12 protein-coding genes are annotated in these 18432 nt (G+C 44.3%); 1 reads left to right on the plus strand and 11 read right to left on the minus strand.

Going from position 1 to position 18432, the window contains the following annotated elements; translation table 11 throughout:
* Nucleotides 1-4: 4 nt before the first annotated feature.
* The 6 genes from LWP20_RS13860 to LWP20_RS13885 all read right to left on the minus strand — a co-directional run bounded on the left by LWP20_RS13860 (nucleotide 5) and on the right by LWP20_RS13885 (nucleotide 8575).
* Nucleotides 5-1306, minus strand: coding sequence for a glycosyltransferase family 4 protein (locus LWP20_RS13860; RefSeq protein WP_242928752.1), 1302 nt, complete (start codon nucleotides 1304-1306; stop codon nucleotides 5-7).
* Nucleotides 1251-2210, minus strand: coding sequence for an ATP-grasp domain-containing protein (locus LWP20_RS13865; RefSeq protein ID WP_242928753.1), 960 nt, complete (start codon nucleotides 2208-2210; stop codon nucleotides 1251-1253). The genes LWP20_RS13860 and LWP20_RS13865 overlap by 56 nt, the downstream gene beginning before the upstream one ends.
* Nucleotides 2211-2330: 120 nt before the next feature.
* Nucleotides 2331-3851, minus strand: a complete 1521-nt coding sequence (locus LWP20_RS13870; protein ID WP_242928754.1) for a lipopolysaccharide biosynthesis protein — start codon at nucleotides 3849-3851, stop codon at nucleotides 2331-2333.
* A 63-nt stretch (nucleotides 3852-3914) separates the two neighbouring features.
* On the minus strand, nucleotides 3915-6302 hold the full coding sequence (locus LWP20_RS13875; protein ID WP_242928755.1) for a GumC family protein: 2388 nt from the start codon (nucleotides 6300-6302) through the stop codon (nucleotides 3915-3917).
* 5 nt (nucleotides 6303-6307) lie between these two features.
* On the minus strand, nucleotides 6308-7078 hold the full coding sequence (locus tag LWP20_RS13880) for a polysaccharide biosynthesis/export family protein (protein ID WP_242928756.1): 771 nt from the start codon (nucleotides 7076-7078) through the stop codon (nucleotides 6308-6310).
* 186 nt (nucleotides 7079-7264) lie between these two features.
* Complete coding sequence (locus LWP20_RS13885) at nucleotides 7265-8575, minus strand: glycoside hydrolase family 2 TIM barrel-domain containing protein (protein WP_242928757.1); 1311 nt, start codon at nucleotides 8573-8575, stop codon at nucleotides 7265-7267.
* Between the two features lie 134 nt (nucleotides 8576-8709).
* On the opposite strand from LWP20_RS13885, the gene LWP20_RS13890 reads away from it, so the two are divergent.
* Nucleotides 8710-12654 carry a glycosyltransferase gene (locus LWP20_RS13890; RefSeq protein WP_242928758.1) on the plus strand — a complete coding sequence of 1315 codons (3945 nt, stop codon included), beginning with the start codon at nucleotides 8710-8712 and terminating at the stop codon, nucleotides 12652-12654.
* 91 nt (nucleotides 12655-12745) lie between these two features.
* Here the strand turns inward: LWP20_RS13890 and LWP20_RS13895 are convergent, their stop codons facing one another.
* From LWP20_RS13895 to LWP20_RS13915, 5 genes are all read right to left on the minus strand, one after another.
* Nucleotides 12746-12955, minus strand: coding sequence for a hypothetical protein (locus LWP20_RS13895; RefSeq protein ID WP_242928759.1), 210 nt, complete (start codon nucleotides 12953-12955; stop codon nucleotides 12746-12748).
* A 299-nt stretch (nucleotides 12956-13254) separates the two neighbouring features.
* A complete protein-coding gene (locus tag LWP20_RS13900) occupies nucleotides 13255-14559 on the minus strand; it encodes a sensor histidine kinase (protein WP_242928760.1) in 1305 nt (434 codons plus the stop codon).
* A complete protein-coding gene (locus tag LWP20_RS13905) occupies nucleotides 14543-15922 on the minus strand; it encodes a sigma-54-dependent transcriptional regulator (protein WP_242928761.1) in 1380 nt (459 codons plus the stop codon). The genes LWP20_RS13900 and LWP20_RS13905 overlap by 17 nt, the downstream gene beginning before the upstream one ends.
* Nucleotides 15923-16010: 88 nt before the next feature.
* Nucleotides 16011-17192, minus strand: a complete 1182-nt coding sequence (locus LWP20_RS13910) for an ABC transporter permease (protein WP_242928762.1) — start codon at nucleotides 17190-17192, stop codon at nucleotides 16011-16013.
* A complete protein-coding gene (locus LWP20_RS13915; protein WP_242928763.1) occupies nucleotides 17189-18430 on the minus strand; it encodes an ABC transporter permease in 1242 nt (413 codons plus the stop codon). Before LWP20_RS13915 ends, LWP20_RS13910 begins: the two co-directional genes overlap by 4 nt.
* Nucleotides 18431-18432 lie beyond the last annotated feature (2 nt).

An 18432-nucleotide genomic window follows, 5' to 3' on the forward strand; every position in this document is an offset into this window, starting at 1 on the left:
TGATCTAGGCCGTGTGGCCCAGGGAGTATGTTTTCTGTGCTTGTTTTTTGGGAGACGGATAAGTGGACAGCACCTTGTTATATAGTTCTAGATAAGCTGCAGCTATCTCCTTAGATGTAAAATGTTTCTTTATATAGCTTATGCCGTCGCTGCTTAATGATTCGTAAAGTGTCTTATTTTCTACTAGTTTTTTAAGTGCCTGGTAAATTGCCTGTTCATCTGTAACATCAACCAATAAACCGTTTTTACCATAATTCAGTACCCACGGAACTGCGCCGCTTTTCTCGCCTGCTACAATCGGCAGCCCTAGAGCAAGGCCTTCAATCAGTGTATTTCCAAAAGATTCCTCAAGTGCCGGATGTAGCAGAATGTCGTATTGGGCTATACGTTCCATTAGCACGGAGTGATCATACGAGCCCATAAACGATACACCTTGGTCACATTTGTTCTGGATAGCCCACTTTTCTGCCTCGGACCCTGGTGCATACCCTGGCCCGTATATATGATACGTAATATCTTCGCCAAAGTGTTGCCGCAGCTGTTTAAAAGCTAACAAAGCTTTTGTAGCATTTTTGCGTTTGTTCCAGCCATTTAGCACCGAAACTATTTTTATACTGCTGCCCGGGTGCTTTTTACTTAACTTAGCGATATAAGTTTCATTAACCGGGTTAGAAATAACAGTTGCTTTGCTGCCTAACGAGCCAAGTTTCTTCTGCAGATACAGAGAATTTACGCTAAAGTGCCTGCCCGCTATTTTTACTCTCAGATCCAGGAAAAACCTGATAAGGCGGTAAGGGTCTTTCTGCAGCTTAAGAATTTCAGTAGCAGAATCCCGGAAAGTTATAAGATGCGGATAATTGGACCAGATAGTGCCTAAGGCAAATTCATAAGACCAATGTGCATTTACAAAGTCGGGTGCATCCTGAAGTATAAACTCTTTAATCTGGCGGGCTTCCTGCTTAAACATGTCAAGCATACGTTGCCTGCCTGATGGCCTGTAAACTCCCACATAAACAGTAAGGTGCTCTCCGCAAAGTATAACGGGTTCAGAGATAGTGCGATCCAAAGTATACAGCGATACATTTACACCATTCTTTAACAGGCCATTTACCAGGTTATTTACAGCCGTACCACCTAAGCCAAGTTCCAGTTGTTCGGGGCTTACACCTTGAAGATGTTCTTTCAGGCTATTTATCAGAGCTGGGCCGGCTATACCTATTTTTTTTATGGAGTGGTGCACTGCGTGTTTATTAAGCGTAAGTTTTATCTTTTCGGGCTTTCGCAGGAGATTTTTCGATAAATTCATCCTGAAAGGCCTGTGCCAGCGTAAGCAAGGCGCGCATCTGTTCTTTTCGGTTAAGCTGGTTTGGAGGGCCGCCAGGTGTGTTATTTGCATCTACAATATAGATACGGCCATCTGTACGGTCTCTTAATACATCCAGTTCGCCATACTCCAACCCTAATTTCTGACAGAAGCTGATTATGTTCTGTACTTCTGTAGGGCTTAACACAGCTTCTGTTGGCGTAATAACTACGCGGCTGTTCTTACTGGCAAAGCGGCTTTCAAGAGGGCGGTTTTTCATGTAAACAAATGGTATGCGGTTACCAATTATAGGAACCCTTATGTCTTCTACCTCTTTGCTGTTTGCCTGGTTGTTAATCAGCTTATGGTACACGTAACCTTCTTCAGGTTTTGCTATCGGGCAGGTTATAGTTGTGCCATCATGCACAGCGTTCTTATTTCCTTTTTTTACACATACGCCTTGGTATACCAGTGGGTCTACAGCCATACTATAACCAAAAACTTCTTCCAATACCTCGTTTACGCGCTCTTTGCTGATATCTGTACAATGGTAATTTAGTACGTGTTGTTCTGCTGCAACAGCTTCCAGTTTAGGTACATATTCTTTAAAAGTGTCATCAATCCAGAACACTGCAAAAGAATAGGCATCTGAAAGATTAGTAGTTACTTCGTAGCCAAGTATAGCCAGTAGTTTGCGCAGCATGCTGCGGTTGCGGGGGCCTTCCGGGTAAAACAAAGCAACTTTTAAAGACTCTTTCTGCTTTCGCTTTATCTTACGGGATAAAAAAGAGAACATCAGATTGTCACACGAAATCTGGTATTGGCGGTGATACTTATAAAATGTAGGGTTTTTATCAAGTCGTTCTAAAACTGACTTTTTAAGTGTGGGTAGAAAATTATTTCCCATGGCGTTTAATTTCAATTTACTCGGAAAATTGTATGGTGCATCAAACACAGGTTTTTTTAAAATAAATAACCTATGCTATTAAATGTTTATAGTTGCTAGTAGCCAGGTACCTTTGTGTTGTTATTTCATGGCTAACAGGCTTGACACCCGAAGAAGAATTTTACCTTTAAAGGATGTCTCGTTGATATTAAAAGTATTGGTAATACGGTAATAGATCTCCGATTTAATATGCTTGTTAGGACTCATAAAAAGTAAGAGCACCAGCATCAGAAAACCTACTACAGCTTCTGCAATTAATATGACCAGTTGCGGCATATTTAAATTCTTCAACCCATAAGCAGCCAGGTAAATAGCGCCTCCTGTTATTATGGCAGTGCCTGTAGCAGGTGCGTATGCCTTTAATACAGCCTTTAGCCTAAGCCCGAGAACTTTTCTTGTAACAAAAGCATAGGCAATGGTTCTGAAAAAAACTGAAAGCAGGAATGCTGTTGCAAAGCCCGTTACGCCAAAACCTTTAAGTAAGTATAGCAAAATAACCATTGCTGTTACTGAGCCAATCTGAAGCACAGCCTTTATATTAAGTGTATTAGTAGCCTCGCAAATAATGCCTGCAAAATGGTTTAGCAGTAACAATGGTATTGCAAGTGCAAGTATTTGTAGAAGTGGAATGGCAGCTGTCCACTTATCGCCCAGTACAACAAGTACGATCTGTTCGGATGCAACAGCAGCTCCAACGCAGGCCGGTATTATAAAATAGGCCGCCAGCGATATTACAGTTACATACGCTTTTCGCAGCCTGGCTGTTTCTGACTGGAGCCTGCTAAAGGCCGGGAAAAGTACCCTTGATATACTTACTGTGATAGAATGAATAGGCAGGTTAACCAGCATATAAGCTCTATTATATAAACCAAGGGCACTGGCGCCCATCAGCCTGCCAATAAGTATGGTATCAAGGTTGCCTCCAAGAAACTCAAGAAAACTGATGAACGAAACCCTTCCGCCAAAAGCAAGCAAGGGCTTATAGTGTACCCAGCTGAACAGAAAAGCTATGTTGTGGCGAACGGTTGCATAAGATAATATGGCAACTATAAATGCAGATGATAAGCTGGCGTAAACAAGACTCCATACGCCCATGCCCATATAAGCCGATGTAATGCCTATTCCGATATATCCAATAACATAAGCACTTATCTCCACAACAGCCATGTTCTTAAAGCGCATTTCTCTCCTGAGTAAACTAACCGATGTAGACGACAGACCAGAAATAACAAAAGACAAAGCCATTACCCGGATTACTGGAATTACTTCTTCATTTTTAAAAATGTAGATGGATAAGGGCGCAATCAACCACATAATCGCGAAGAAAATAATGCCAAGGAACAACGATGAGGTAAACGCAGAGCGAATATCTTCTTTAGAAAGCTGCTCTTTCTGTATCAATGCCTGGCTCATGCCCATTTGGGCAAAATAACTGGCAAAGCGTAATACTACCCCGGAAAGTGCTACCAAACCAAAAGCCGCAGGATCTAAGAGCCTTGCCATAATGGCGGTATAAATAATCTGCATCAGGGAGGTAGTAATGGTAGAAGCTGTACTCCACTGGATGCCTGATACTGTTTTGGAAGTTAAATTTTTACTCATAAAGGGGGTAAAAAAGGAGTAAGAAAGAGGCAACACGTAAATAGGTGCTGCCTCTCCTGAAGACTATACGTAATAGCCCTTTGCCTTTGCTTTGTAGCCGTATTCGTACGTTTTGTCGTAGTTTACGTCGTTTATGATCATGTACATATTCTGCAGTTTGCCCTGATCATATAAGTCGTTGATCGGCTCCAGCAGGTTTTTCTGTGTATACTTATGCCGTACCACATAAATAGTTGCATCGGTGTAGCGCATCATGATAAAATACTCTGATACAAAGCCGATTGGAGGCGTATCAAGTATAACGTAATCATATTGTTCCTTGAGCAGTTCTATTAGCTGGTGCATTCTTGGCAGCTCAAGCAGTTCAATTGCGTTGGTCGGGATAGGCCCTGAACTAATAATGTCCAGATTAGGGTGCTCGCTTTGCTGAATTGCATCGTTCAGCGTAATGTCGTCGGTTATATAAGTAGATAGGCCCACTTCATTGTTCAGGTTAAAGTAGTTGCCAAAGGTTGGCTTGCGCATATCTGTTTCTATTAACACCACCTTTTTGCCAGATGAGGCCAGTTCAAGGCTCAGGTTAACAGAGCAGAATGTTTTACCCTCGCCTGAAATAGAAGATGTTAGCCCTATTACTTTTGTGCCAGTATTGGAAGCCAGGTACTGCAGGTTAATTCTGACAGATCTGAACGACTCTGCAATGGCCGAGCGCGACTGGTGCAGCATCACCAGGCCATCTTTTTTATCAGGGTTATGGGCAATTACACCCAGAAACGGAATGTCGGTAATTGCTTTTAAATCTTCTTTACCTTTTATAGTATCATTGGCTTTATCCGAAACCACAATCAAACCTGCCGGAATAATAAGCGCTACCAGAAACGATAGTGCAAAAATGCCGCTGGCTTTCGAGTTTACAGGTGTAGTGCTTGCTAATCTGGCCTTGTCAATAACTTGTTTATCAGTTGTATTGGTGGCAAGCGCAATAGCAGCCTCTGTGCGTTTCTCCATCAGGAAGGCATAGTTCTTATCGTTGAATGCGCTTTTGCCCTCCAGGTTAGATAACTGACGCTCCTGATCTGGCATGCTGCTAAGAGTACCCTTAATCTGTGCAATGCGGCCTTGTACCTCATTTAAGGAAAGATCTGAGGAGCGGACCGTATTTTTGATGTTTTCGATAAGAGCCTGGCGTGTATTGCTGATTTTTTCGTCCAGCACTTTAATGATCGGGTTATCGCTGGTTGCTGTAACACTATAACCGGCTTTTTGTCTGCCAAGCTCAGCCAGCTGCATAATCAGGTTGTTAAGTACCGGGTTTTCGGCACTGGCAGAAGAGGGAGCTATAACCCTGGATAAATCGCTGTTGGTTTTAACAGTGCTAAGCAGATCTGAATAATATCTTTTATTAAGTATGATCTTAGCACGCTCTGATTCCAGTGCACTTAAAGTTTCGAAGCTGGTATTTGACTGGAAACCTACGTTCATGAGGTTGCGCGAAGAACGGTAGCTGGATAATGCAGCTTCGCTTTTCTTTAGTGAATCTGAGATTGTAGCCAGCTGCCCTTCAATAAACTTCAGGGTTTTAAGGCCGTTCTCATTCTTCATTTTCAGGTCATGCTCGATGTATACTTCCGAGATGGCATCCAGGAACTTAATATCTTTACCAGGTACTGGTGTTTGTGTAACCAGTTCCAGTACCTTAGAGTCTTTGTTTATCGGGTAAGCCTGTAACTGAGCCTGGTAGTTAGCAACAAGTGCTTCCGGGTTGTTTATGATGAAATAGTTTTTGCCAGGAGGCAATGCTGCATCGTGGGCAGAAGTATCGCTCTTAACAACAGTAAAGCTCAGGTTGCCATCGTTATACTTTTCGCCAAAGGCCAGTTCTTTTTCAATCTTTACCTGGGATAACTTATCAGTAGTGCGGCTTTCTTTAAAATCATAAACGGCAGCATCTGTAGCATCCATCGTGATTTTATACTTGTTGCCTTCTACAAACTCTATATAAACCGGCTGGCCTACAACCTGGCGGCTGCTGGAGTCTATTACTACTTTGTATGGCGCAGTTTCATATTGTTCTTTTACAACAAGGTCGCCTAGCTTGTTTACCCAGCTATCTTCTATGTTGTAGTAAGAAACTTCAAAGTCAAGCCTATCCAGTGTTTGCTTGATAAATGAATTTGATTTGAGTAAACCGATCTCATCATCTACTCTTATCCAGTTCTCCTGCTTTCCATTGATAAGGGTGAGTAGTTCCTGAGCCTGTTTAGAGCCAGTAGCTTTATCACCGATCATTAAGGTAGCTTTAACCTGGTATAGGGGGGTAGAGGTTTTTACATAAAGAAAAGCGGCTGCCATAATAAGTAACAGGGAAATAGCAAAGTAATGCCACTTTTTTCTGAACTTAAACAACCAACTCTTCAGATCAATCTCTCTCTCCTTGTTAGTTTTTTTCATGACTGTTATTTGAATGTGTTATATATCAAAACGAGTGTAGTAATACCAGAGAACACCACGCCCAATAAGGTAAGGTTGTTTCGTCTTGTGTAAGAGCTTAATGGTTGTACGTAAATGGCGTCATTTGGCAACAGGTAGTAATACTTGGATTGCATCAGGTTTGGGTCTGTTAAATCGAGTAGTACAACTTCTGATCCTGAGGCAGTTGGGCGTATCAGTTTAACCATTTTTCTGTTACCGGATTGGTCAATATCGCCTGCCAGGGCAAGGCCCTCCAGAATAGTTGCTTTCTCATTAAAGATGTAGTATTGGCCTGGTCTTCTAACATCGCCCAGAACGGTAACACGGAAGCTGGTCAGCTTCACAATTACATTTGCATTTTTAATGTACCTGTCTATATGTTGTTGCACTGTTTTCTGGGCATCATTTACAGTAAGGCCCGCTACTTTAACTGTGCCCACAGTTGGCAGGTTGATAGAGCCGGATTCATCTACAGAATAACCGTTCAGAAAAAGGAAACCCGGGTCTGAATTTCCAAGCTGGTTCGGGCTGTTCGAGATGTTGAAAATGCTGGAAATCTCTGGCTGTATACTTTGTACTTTTATAGAGAGCACATCGTTTGGCTGAATTTTATAGATGAACTTTTCTGTAGTTACCGGGTATGGTTTGTCTTTTGAAAAATTATCGTTCTGCAGATATACCAAGTCTTTGTTTGATACGCAGGAAGTAGCAAAAGCTATAAGCAGAAGTAGAAGAAAACTATGTTTCTTTAGCATATATTAATTTTTAAATCAAGGGTGATATACTTTGAAACGGCAGGAGCTGGATACATTTATGATTGCTGCAAGTTGAGAATTGGCAACCCATTGTGTTCCGTTTGCCGACTGTTTTTACTGATTTGGACGAAAAAAGATTTATTAAAAAATATCTTTTTTTTGATATTGGGTAAAAAAGCTGCAGAATCAGCCTCTTACGAAGAAAGGAATATTGCCGGTGGCTACTTTCTGGCTGGCATCAGTAACATAAATATAAAGCCTGTAAGGGCCTTCTTTTTCAGGTACTTGTAATTTTAATTTGCCCGTGCCTTTGTCCTGCGTTAGCGACCATACCGGGGCGGGCTCTATTTCCTTGTTATACTTGTCTTTTTTATACCTTCCTTCCGGTCTGATTTCCCATGTATAGGCAAGCTGGTTGCTTCTGTCATCCTGTGTTTCTATCTGTACCTGTATGGGTGCACCGGGCTTTGTATAAATAGCTGATATGGCAGAACTGCCGTTCCAATATAACTTTTTAATGTGCGGAGCTGCATCAGCAGGGGGTTTGCCAGTCCATACCTGCTGCATGGCATCTACGGCTTCAGTTGGGTTGCCAGCTGCGGTAAACATGCTGAAGAGGGTAGGAGTGCGTTCCTGTTTTTTGCCCCAGTAAAACACGTAAGAGCCTATACACTGCTCTGCATCCTGCTGTATGTAACTATAGTTTTGCCTGTAAAGTATGGCTTTTTCGGTGCTGGTTTTCTCTACGGTAGCATTCCAGGGGGTTTTTATTTCTTGGTCTTCCCAATAGCCCGGTGGCCCCCATTCCGATACGATATAAGCACCATCCCAACCCCACACAGGGTTCTTGATTTTACCTGCTACATTTTTTAGATCGTTAAAAGCGTTAATGGAAATAATGTCTAGATTGGGGGCAAGCATGCGCAGAAACGGCATGTTAAGTCTGGTATAACCAGCAAGGGTAGTAGTGGTAGGGTGGTTAGGATCTTCGGCTTTTACAACGCCGGCAAGCTCGTTTACCAGCAGCCAGGCTTTGATATCAGGATATACCTGGTGTACCTCGTTGCCTACAGCCCACATCAATAAAGCAGGGTGGTCTTTATAACGCCTCACATCCCGTTTTATAGCCCGTAGCTGCCTCCTGCGCGATAGCTCACTTTTATAGTTTCTGACTGTTAGGCCCAGTGTTACGGTTATACCGTTTTTATAAGCTGAGTCAAGCACTTGCTGGGCATCTTCGGTGTGCCAGGTGCGGATAGAGTTGCCGCCAACTCTTTTAAGTTCTGAAAGATGCGAGCTTCCTGCTGCCCCTTTTATGTAATAAGGCTTGCCGCCACGGTACAGGCTATACTTATCGCCTACTTTCCGAACCTCTACTTTCAGGGAATTATTGTTGTCTGTTCTGGTAGGTAATTGTTTATTAACTTGGTTATCAGTAGATAAAGAAGGGAGGGTAAGAAGGTAAGTATAAATTAACCAGAAAAAGGCAATATTCATTTATTTCTATAATTTAATTTGAAAGCAAACTTTCCGTTTGCAATACGTATACCCATGCATATTGTTCCTGGAACCTCTGTTCAAGCACATAAAAAGCAAGCTCATACAATTTATTTTACTGCAGTTTCTTATTTATGCCCACATTATTGCGAGTGCCCGCTAAACCCAGAGCACAAAAACCAATTATAAAATCGGCAGCTCCTACCAAAAGAGAAAAACTGACTATCCGGCTGATGATCTGGCTGGGGCTGGGCTTTATGGGCATTTTTGTATGGTGGTTTTTTAATCCTGAGTTTATTGGCTATAAGCCTCTTTACTGGGTACTTACGTCGGTTTTGATGTTTAAGCTGCTCCGGATGCTGCACGAATGGTATCACTATTATAACATAGGAGTACCTGAACCTCTGGCCAAATGGCGCCCCCGAACAGTGGATATGCTGACTACTGCCTGCCCTGGCGAACCACACGAAATGATTCTGGAAACGCTGCAGGCAATGGTTAACGTAACGTACCCGCATACAACTTACCTTTGTGATGAAGGCGATGACCCTGCGTTAAAAGAAGCCTGCCGCAAAATGGGCGTGGTACATGTTACCCGAACCATTAAAAAAGACGCTAAAGCCGGCAACATAAATAATGCACTGCAACTTGCCACCGGCGAAATAGCTGTTATTCTTGATCCTGACCATGTGCCTGACCCGCAGTTCCTGGACAGAGTTTTACCATACTTTGAAGATGAAGAAGTAGGGTATGTACAGGTTGTGCAGGCCTATAAAAACCAGGATGAGAGCCTGATAGCCCGCGCTGCTGCCGAACAAACCTACGTTTTTTACGGCCCGATGCAGATGTGTATGCACACGTACGGTACAGCTCAGGCCATAGGAGCTAACTGCTGTTTCAGGCGTAGCGCTCTGGATAGTATAGGGGGGCATGCAGCGGGCTTGTCAGAAGATATGCACACGGCCATGCAACTGCATGCCAAAGGCTGGAAATCGGTTTATGTGCCTGAAATATTAACACGCGGCCTGGTGCCTGCCTCGTTATCGGCATACTACAAGCAGCAGCTGAAATGGTCGAGAGGTACGTTTGAGCTGCTATTTGTTACCTATCCGAAGTTATTCTCAAAATTTACCTGGCGCCAGAAACTGCATTATTTTACGCTGCCGCTCTACTATCTTTTCGGGCTTTTCGACCTGCTAAGTATAGCCGTGCCTATTGTGTCGCTGTTTTTGGCTAAAGTGCCATGGCAGTTTGATATGGAGGAATTTGCCCTTGCTTTTTTCCCTTTAATAGGTGTATCTATGCTGATACGGCAGTATGCACAGCGCTGGCTTTTAGAAGAACATGAACGTGGGCTTCAGCTTTTTGGCGGCCTGATGCGTGTGGGTACGTGGTGGGTATTTTTATTGGGCTTCGTATATGCTGTATTGCGCGTAAATGTGCCTTACATTCCTACGCCAAAAGATGATAAGCTGAATAACGAATGGCTGCTAAGTATGCCCAACCTGGCCGTAAGCCTGCTAAGTATAGCAGCTGCTATTTATGGCTTATCCATCGACTGGAGCCCTTACAGTATCTTTATGGCGGGTTTTGCCTTGTTTAACGCTACCTTGTTTGGTATTGTGGTTTTGATGGGGCAGCAACGTTTCCTGGTAGGGGCACAGCAATGGCTTAGTAAATCAACTTTTGATAAATACCTGTTGCACCCAGTTCATAACAAGGTAATAAACCTAAGAAACTGGGCCTATAGTTTTATGCGACATAAAGCAGCTACGTTGGCTACATGTATTGTTATAGCATTTATAAGTATGGCCTGGGTGCAGCAAAATCTTACAACCGATCCGAATACCCTGGCTACGCCCGAAGTTAAAGATACAGGCGGATTTTATACCGGCATTTACCTGCCACAACTTGATCGGAAGTTAAGTATAAATGAGGTAGAAAAGGTTGAGAAAACCGTTAGCAAGGAGTTTAATATCGTTTCTTTTTACCACGGATGGGGCGAGCAAAGTATAACCGGTTTTCCTGTAGAAGAACTTCAGCAGCTTGGTGCACGAGGAGTTACCCCCATGATCACGTGGGAGCCGTGGCCATTTCATAAAGGCGAAACCAAACCGGTAATGGCTGCCATACTTGCCGGAAATTACGATGAATATATAAAGAGGTATGCCCAACTTATTGCAAAAACCGGCGTGCCCATGTACCTGCGCTTTGGCCACGAACCTGAAAATCCATTTTACCCCTGGTCGCCGGAGTATGGCAACTCACCTGAAAAATATGTGGCAGCTTGGCGGTATGTTGTAGATAAATTCAGGCAGGAAGGTGTAACAAATGTGGCATGGGTCTGGAACCCGTGGAAGCATACGACAATGCTGGATTATTACCCGGGAGACGACTATGTGGATTGGATTGGGGTTACAGCGCTTAATTACGGGCAGGCATACTCAGATCATGCCTGGCGTACTTTTGATGATCTATACGAGCCTTTCAGAAGCCACCTGACACGCATTAAGAAACCTGTAATGTTGGCTGAATTCGGAACAACTGAATTCGGAGGCGATAAAGCTGCATGGCTGAAATATGCGCTCTACAACATCAGTTTCGACTATCCTGAAATTAAGGCTGTCGTATTTTTTAACTCAGACCGGGATAAGAACTGGCCGAACGAGTGGCGACCGGACTCGACTGCATCTTTTATAGATTGGTCATTCACAAAATCAACCCAAACCAGTAAGGTAGTAAAGCGCGCCCTGGCACAAAAGCATTATAAAGAGCAACCGTATCATAGCCAGCAGCCAGCTTCAGAAGTTACCTCTGCCTATACTTCAAAATTTGTGAAAGGAAACGCGGGTAACTATACTTTGCAGGTACAGGGCAAGCCTTTCTATATTAAAGGTGTTGTCTATAATCCGTCACATAACTGGCGCGATGGCAACCACCCGCTCACACGCGATCAGCTTGAGAAAGACCTGCATCTGATCAAAAAAATGGGAGCCAATACAATACGTAGGTATAGCTCCAGCTTTTACGACCGCAACATACTTACTGTAGCCGAAGCAAACGACCTGAAAGTGCTTTATGGTTTTTGGCTTAGCCCTGATGTAGATTACAATGCCGATACGCTGGAATTAGAAAAGTATATGCAGGAAGTTGAAAAGGTAGTACAAACCTATAAAGATAACCCTGCTGTGCTGGGCTGGAGTGTGGGCAACGAAGTATGGCAGCTGCTTGACCTGTACTATGAACAACCCTACCTGGCCAGGGTGCGGCAGCAATATGTAGCTTTTGTTGAAAAACTGGCAATACGCATACATAAACTGGATCCTGACAGACCGGTATTTACAGTTCTCAGGCACAACGACCAACTGGCAGCTGCCTTGCGCGACTTTAAGACCGGTGCTCCATCCATTGATGTGATCAGTATAAGCTCGTTTAAAGAAGACGATTTAAGCGGACTTGATGAAGTTATGGCAAAACATTATCCTGAGAAGCCTTATATGGTTTCGGAGTTTGGCTACAAAGGTTACTGGAACCCTGATTACTCTAATGTTAAGGCAAAAGACAAAGCTATAGAAGAAGACCAGGATTACGAAAAAGGCCGCTATTATAAGCAACAGTGGGAGCAACACATAAAAGCGAATAAAGGCCGAAATATAGGTGGCTTCGCATTTTGCTGGCGCGACCGCATGGAGGGCACAGCCACCTGGAGTGGTATAACCGATTTTAAAGGACGCCTGAAGCCAACTTATTTTGCCATGATGGAGGCTTACACCGGCCAGAAAGTAAAACCTGTACTTCCAGCAGTATCAATTCAATCCAGAATCAAAGGATACTACACTGGCCAAACCTATACTTTTAAAGTAGCTATGGCTGCAAAGGCACCCAAAGGCTTAAAGCATGAATGGTACCTGTATGGTAACGAATACCTGGATAAAATTGGCAGCCTGGAAAAAATGAATGGCGGAAAGCAAGTTCGCATACGCCTTCCAGAAAAGGCATCGGCATACCGTTTATACTTGTATGTATCCGATAAGAACGGGAATGTAGTTACTGCCTCGTTGCCTGTTGCTGTTAACTAAGTATAAAAAAAGAACCACTTCCGTTGCTATATCAAGTATAAGCGGTGGAAGTGGTTCGACCTTTGGCTAAAAGGTTGAAATAATGTTTATATTATTCGATCCACTTGGTGCGTCTTTGCTTGGCAGGCATTGGTTTATGCATCGACCTTAACTTATCTGAAGGATTACGAACCAGTTGTTGTGCATAACCAGTTGTGTGCTCAAAAATTCCACCTTTTAATTTCCAGCCTTGTGGGATATAGCCGGCTACTTCTGTTGCCAGAACCTCAAGGTCCGGGGCAACTATAATATTGTATTCCATCTTATTAAACTAACTATAGTTCTAAAGTATAAATTAAATCAATAAGTTGTATCAGGCCGGCTACGAAAAAAATAAGAAATCGTTTACATTCGTCTAAAATTTTAGCTGTTTACAGGTATAGTTATAATAGTAGCTTGTGTTATTGATGATATTATTGCTTAAATGCTATTAGGTTAAGTGGTAACTCAGGTTGAGTTTTGCAGGGAATAGGCCGCAACAATTAGCCCCGGCAGTATCATACTTTATACTTGTGTAAAGTTGTAAATTGTGTTTTGCTAATAATAGGAGTGCGTTATTTTTTATAAAAATCTGATACTGAAGCAGGTAAGTTTATCGGGGTTGGTAGCGAGTGTGAAATTAAACCCGTGGTTAAGCAAAATCTCCCGGATCATGGTTAAGCCAATACCTTGGCCCTGCTCTTTGGTACTGAAGAAAGGAGTAAATAAGTAGGGGCGTACCTGTTCCGGTATTCCGGGGCCGTTATCGCATATAACCAGCTGAGGCGGAGATAATTGTGAGCTAACGCTTATCCGCCCATTTTCGCCTACAGATTCCATTGCGTTTTTAAGTATATTGAGCAATACCTGCTCAATTTGCTGTTCGTCCAGCTCTACTACCAGCGGCTGATTAGCCAGGTTGTTTTTGCAGAAGGTAATGTGGCGCTTTTCCAGCTCGGGTTGCATCAGGCGCTCCAGACGCTGCAGCAACACATGCACATTTACGGGCGCTTTGGATGGAGCCGGCAGCCGCACCACATTGGCCAGGTTGGCCATAAACTTGCTCAGATTGGCGTTGCGGTCAATAGCCACCTGTAATGCATACTCATAATCTTCCTGGTGCTCTTCCTCTAATTGAGGCTTGTAGAACTGCATTGAGTTAAGAATAGAGTTTATAGCACCCGTAGAATTGTTTACCTCATGCGACATCATCCGGATGATTTTCTCGTACGCCTGCCGCTCGTTCTTAACTATGGCCTCTGTAAGTTCTTCTACAAGTATAAAATAGTGCTGAAAACCGCGGTCGATAAAGTGTGCCCTGTGGCAGCGGTACGTGCGTATACCGTTTATCCGGAATGTTTTTGACTGGCCATCTTCCAGCTTCATGAGCTCTTCTGCCCATACTTCCGGCAACTGGCTCAGGTGTTTGCCCAGCAGTTCTTTGCTTTCTTTTTGCAGATAACGCTCAGCAGCAGGGTTTATAGTTTCTACATAGTTATCAAACCCGAGCATGATGATACCGGCAGGGGAGGCCTGCACCAGTTTCTCTAACAAGAAATGCTTTTCGGCCTGCGCCACGCGCTCCTTGCGCAACTGTTCAATCATGTGATTGTATACATCCACCAGCTCATCGAGTTCCTGCTGGCCAACATGCATAAACTTGGTGGAGAAATCCTGGTCGCGCATCGACTCTATACCCGAACGGATAAGGCTGAGCGGCTGAAAAAAAGCCCTGTAAAGCCTGGCCGTAATTACAACAGAAACCAGCACCAGCACTTCCATGCCCAGGAAGTATAGTTTACTTTCCTGTAGCAGGAAGAAAGCCAGTGCTGCCAACAACGCATGTATGGCAACAGCAAAAAGTATAAACTTAGTCCTGAGACTCATACGGGATATCAAACTTATCGAGGCGGCGGTATAGAGCAGCGCGGCTAACGCCCAGCGCACGGGCCACTTTGCTGATGTTGTTGTGGTAAAAAGCCATTGATTTCCGGATCATAGATGCTTCCATCTCATCCAGGGTCATGGTGCCAACAGCAGGTAATACTTTATCGCCGGGCTTGGCCGGGCTTTGCTGTGCCTGTGCCTGAAAATCCTCAGCCTCCAGCACATCTGTTTCTGCCACTAATACGGTACGCTCTACCAGGTTCTTTAGCTCGCGTATGTTGCCGGGCAGATGCTGCCCCTTTAGCCACTGCAGGGCCCGCATACTTACCTGCAAGTCGGGACGGTGGTAGGTTTTTTTAAGGTTGTTTACAAAATACTGCACCAGCAAGGGAATATCATCTTCCCGCTCGCGCAAAGCCGGAAGCTTTACCTTTATCAGGTTAATTCTATAGTATAGATCTTCCCGGAATTTACCTTCTTCTACCAGTTTTGCCAGATCTTTGTTGGTGGCGCATACAACCCGGATATCCAGCTTGCGGGAGCGGCTATCGCCGAGGACTTCATAAGTACGGTCCTGCAACACACGCAACAGTTTTACCTGGCTGTTCAGGTCCAGCTCGCCTATCTCATCCAGGAAAATAGTGCCTTTGTTAGCCATTTCGAAGCGGCCAACACGATCTGCTTTGGCATCAGTAAAGGCGCCGCGCTTGTGGCCGAACATTTCACTCTCGAATAAGCTGGAGGAAATGCCGCCCAGGTTTACTTTCACAAAAGGCTGTGATTTTCTGTTGCTGTTGCGGTGCACAGCCTCGGCAATTAATTCTTTGCCTGTGCCGCTTTCGCCTTCAATCAATACAGAGGCATCGGTAGGGGCAATCTGGCCTATTTTTTTTAGAATCCGGAGCATTTGCAGATCCTGGGCTACAATGTTATCAAAATCATACTGCTCATCCAGCTTTTTGCGTGTCAGCGATTCATCTGCCGTCTGGGCCTGCTGGGAAAGACTCAGCGAAGTTTGTACTGCTTGTACCAGGTACTCGTTGCTCCAGGGTTTGGTAATAAAATCGGCAGCGCCTAAACGCATGCCCTCCACAGCCAGGCTGATAGAGCCCCATCCGGTAATAAGTATAACCGGTAAGTTCGGGTATAGCTTTTTAAACTGGCCAAGCAGCGCCAGCCCATCGTGGCCGGTGGTATCAATAGAGAAGTTCATGTCCATGATCGCTAGCTGGAAAGTATGTTGCTCCGCCAGCAGGAGAGCTTCTCTCGGAGAAGAAGCCTCCTTTGTTTTGTAGCCACTTTGCTTAAGAAGTATACTTAGCGAAGCGCGCACGGCAACATCATCATCAATTATCAGGATCATGTGTGTAGATTTCAAGTATAAATATAGCAATTATGTTACAAGTATAAACCCGGCAGATTTTAAAATCTGCCGGGTTTATACTTGTGGTTTATTCTTCGTGCAGGGCAACTGCCGGATGTATGGCTGCTGCCTGACGGCTTGGGTAGAAGGCGCAAACAACCGTAAGCAGGTAAATAATAACTACTGCACTGATTATAGCTATGTTGTATACTGCCGACTCTACCTGAAATACCTGTAACAACGGAAGCTGAACGGCAAATACCACACCCAGTATAAGCCCCAGCGTTGCCATAACAAGCACCTCGCCTATAAATTGCCGGTAGATCTGCCCCGATGCTGCACCCAAGGCGCGGCGCAAGCCTATCTCGCTACGGCGGCTGTTAATATTGTACCACAACACCCCGAAAAGGCCAAGCGCTACATTGAAGATAAGGAAACCGCAAACCAAGCCCAGGGCAATCATGGGTACCAGCGTAAGTTTAGCTTTATTCTGGCGCATTTTTTCCAATGTGGCCACTTCCAGGGTCCAGTCTTTGCCAATGCCCGAAATCTCTTTCACCATTCTTTCTTCGAAATCCACTCCTGCACCTGGCTTTACCCTGATCAGGAGTTCATTCCAGAAATAGTCCGGCCGCTTTTGTATGTTGATACGGGTAAAGGAAGCTGGCTCTTCCGCAGCATATTCACTGCCTGCACGGAAGTAATCCGTTATTCCCACCACCTGGAAGGTGGTCGAGTCAACTCCCTGAATTAGTTTGCCAATAGCATCTTCCTGGCCAAACAATTTCTGCTGGAATGCCCTGTTGATTACAATGGGCTCATAGTTGGAAGCATTATCCTGTGCACTGAACCAGCGGCCCTGGCTTACCTGCAGCTGCATTACATCTTTATACTCATCCTGCACTTCATAAATATCCGCGTCTATATCTTTTACTTTGCCATAAGAGAAGCTATTATTCATCTGGCTAAAGGCAAACGGCGCATTGCTTGATATTAAAGATGCCTGAGATACCTCCGGAAAAGCGCGTACCCGTTGGAGCACCTGCTCCAGGCTTTGGCGGTTCTGAGCAGTAGAATCTGTACTTGGGCGCATGGTAAGCAGCCATACATTATCATGCTTAAAACCAAGCGGCTTAGTATAATTGCGAATATTATACATTACCAGGCTAAGCACCCCGAACAGCACCAGGAAACAAAAGAATATTTCAGCGATCAGCAGGAAATTGCTCTTTTTCCGGTTCCAGATCAGTTTAAACAAATGGCGTATCATTTCGAACCTCCTTTCAGCGCCTCAACGGCATGTAATCTTGACATTTTATAAGCAGGGAATACTCCCGAAATCAAACCAAAAACCAGGCACAGGAGCAAGCCGAAAGCGAACACCCGCAGGTTAAGGCCCAGATCAGCATATATGATGATACCGCTGTCATTAATGAGCCAAAGTACTGCTGCTGAGAAAATAAAACCCAGCAAACCACCCAGCAACGTCAGGAAAATATTTTCGATGATAAATTGACCTATAATGGTGGCGGAAGTTGCGCCGAATGCCTTACGTACCCCGATCTCGGAAGAACGTTCCATAATGCGGCTGATGTTGATATTAACCAGGTTGATGGTAGGCAACAACATGAACAGAAACGCCAAACCAGTGAGTATGCCATACAGGATGCCAACGCCGGGTTCTTTTCCGCTACCTAAAAAAGTACGGGCAATGCTCTCCAGAAAAGTGTCGGGGAAGGAAAAAAGTTTTGTTTCTTTCTGCGGTTGCTGACGCTCCACTTCCTGCATCATAGCAGCATATTCCTCCTTTATCTTAGGAACATCGCCAGGCGTTGTGGCCTTGATGGTGGCAAAGTATGTACCACGTAAACCGGGCCTGTTAAAGTCCTGGCTTTTAAGCGTAATAGGCACCCACACATCGGCATAAGACTGAACGCGCAACACAGGCACGTTTTCCACTACACCTACCACTTTATACTTAACCTGGTCTACCACAATATACTTTCCAACGGCTTCAGTATTCCCAAAATACTGCTCACGGGTGTTCTCGTTGATTACGGCTACACGGCTGGCACCTTTCACATCCTGTTGGGTAAAGGCGCTACCTTCCACAAAATTAAAATTCAGTATGTCCCAGAATTCGCGGTCGGTATACTTAATATCGAGCGCTAATTTGCGGTTGTTGATGTAGCTGTTTACCTGAAAAGGCATCGAGTTGATAGAAACCTGCTCAGGCGTTTTTAATGTGCGTACATGTCGGTCGAGGAAATAATAACTAGGTGGCCCGCTGTTGTTATATCCCTCTTTTAGCTGCTCTCTTATCATGTTTACAAAAAGCAGGCGGTCCGTGTCGCGCTCCGGCATTTGCGGCCCGAAAGTATGGTCGAAGAGGGAGGTAGCCACCATCAGTACCATTAAAGTAAAGCTGATACCGAAGAGGCTGATGAAGGTAAAGAACTTGCGCCGCAAGAGCACCTTCCAGGCAATTTTTAAGTAATTCTTCAGCATGG

Source organism: Pontibacter vulgaris, from assembly GCF_022758145.1.
Lineage (GTDB): Bacteria > Bacteroidota > Bacteroidia > Cytophagales > Hymenobacteraceae > Pontibacter > Pontibacter vulgaris.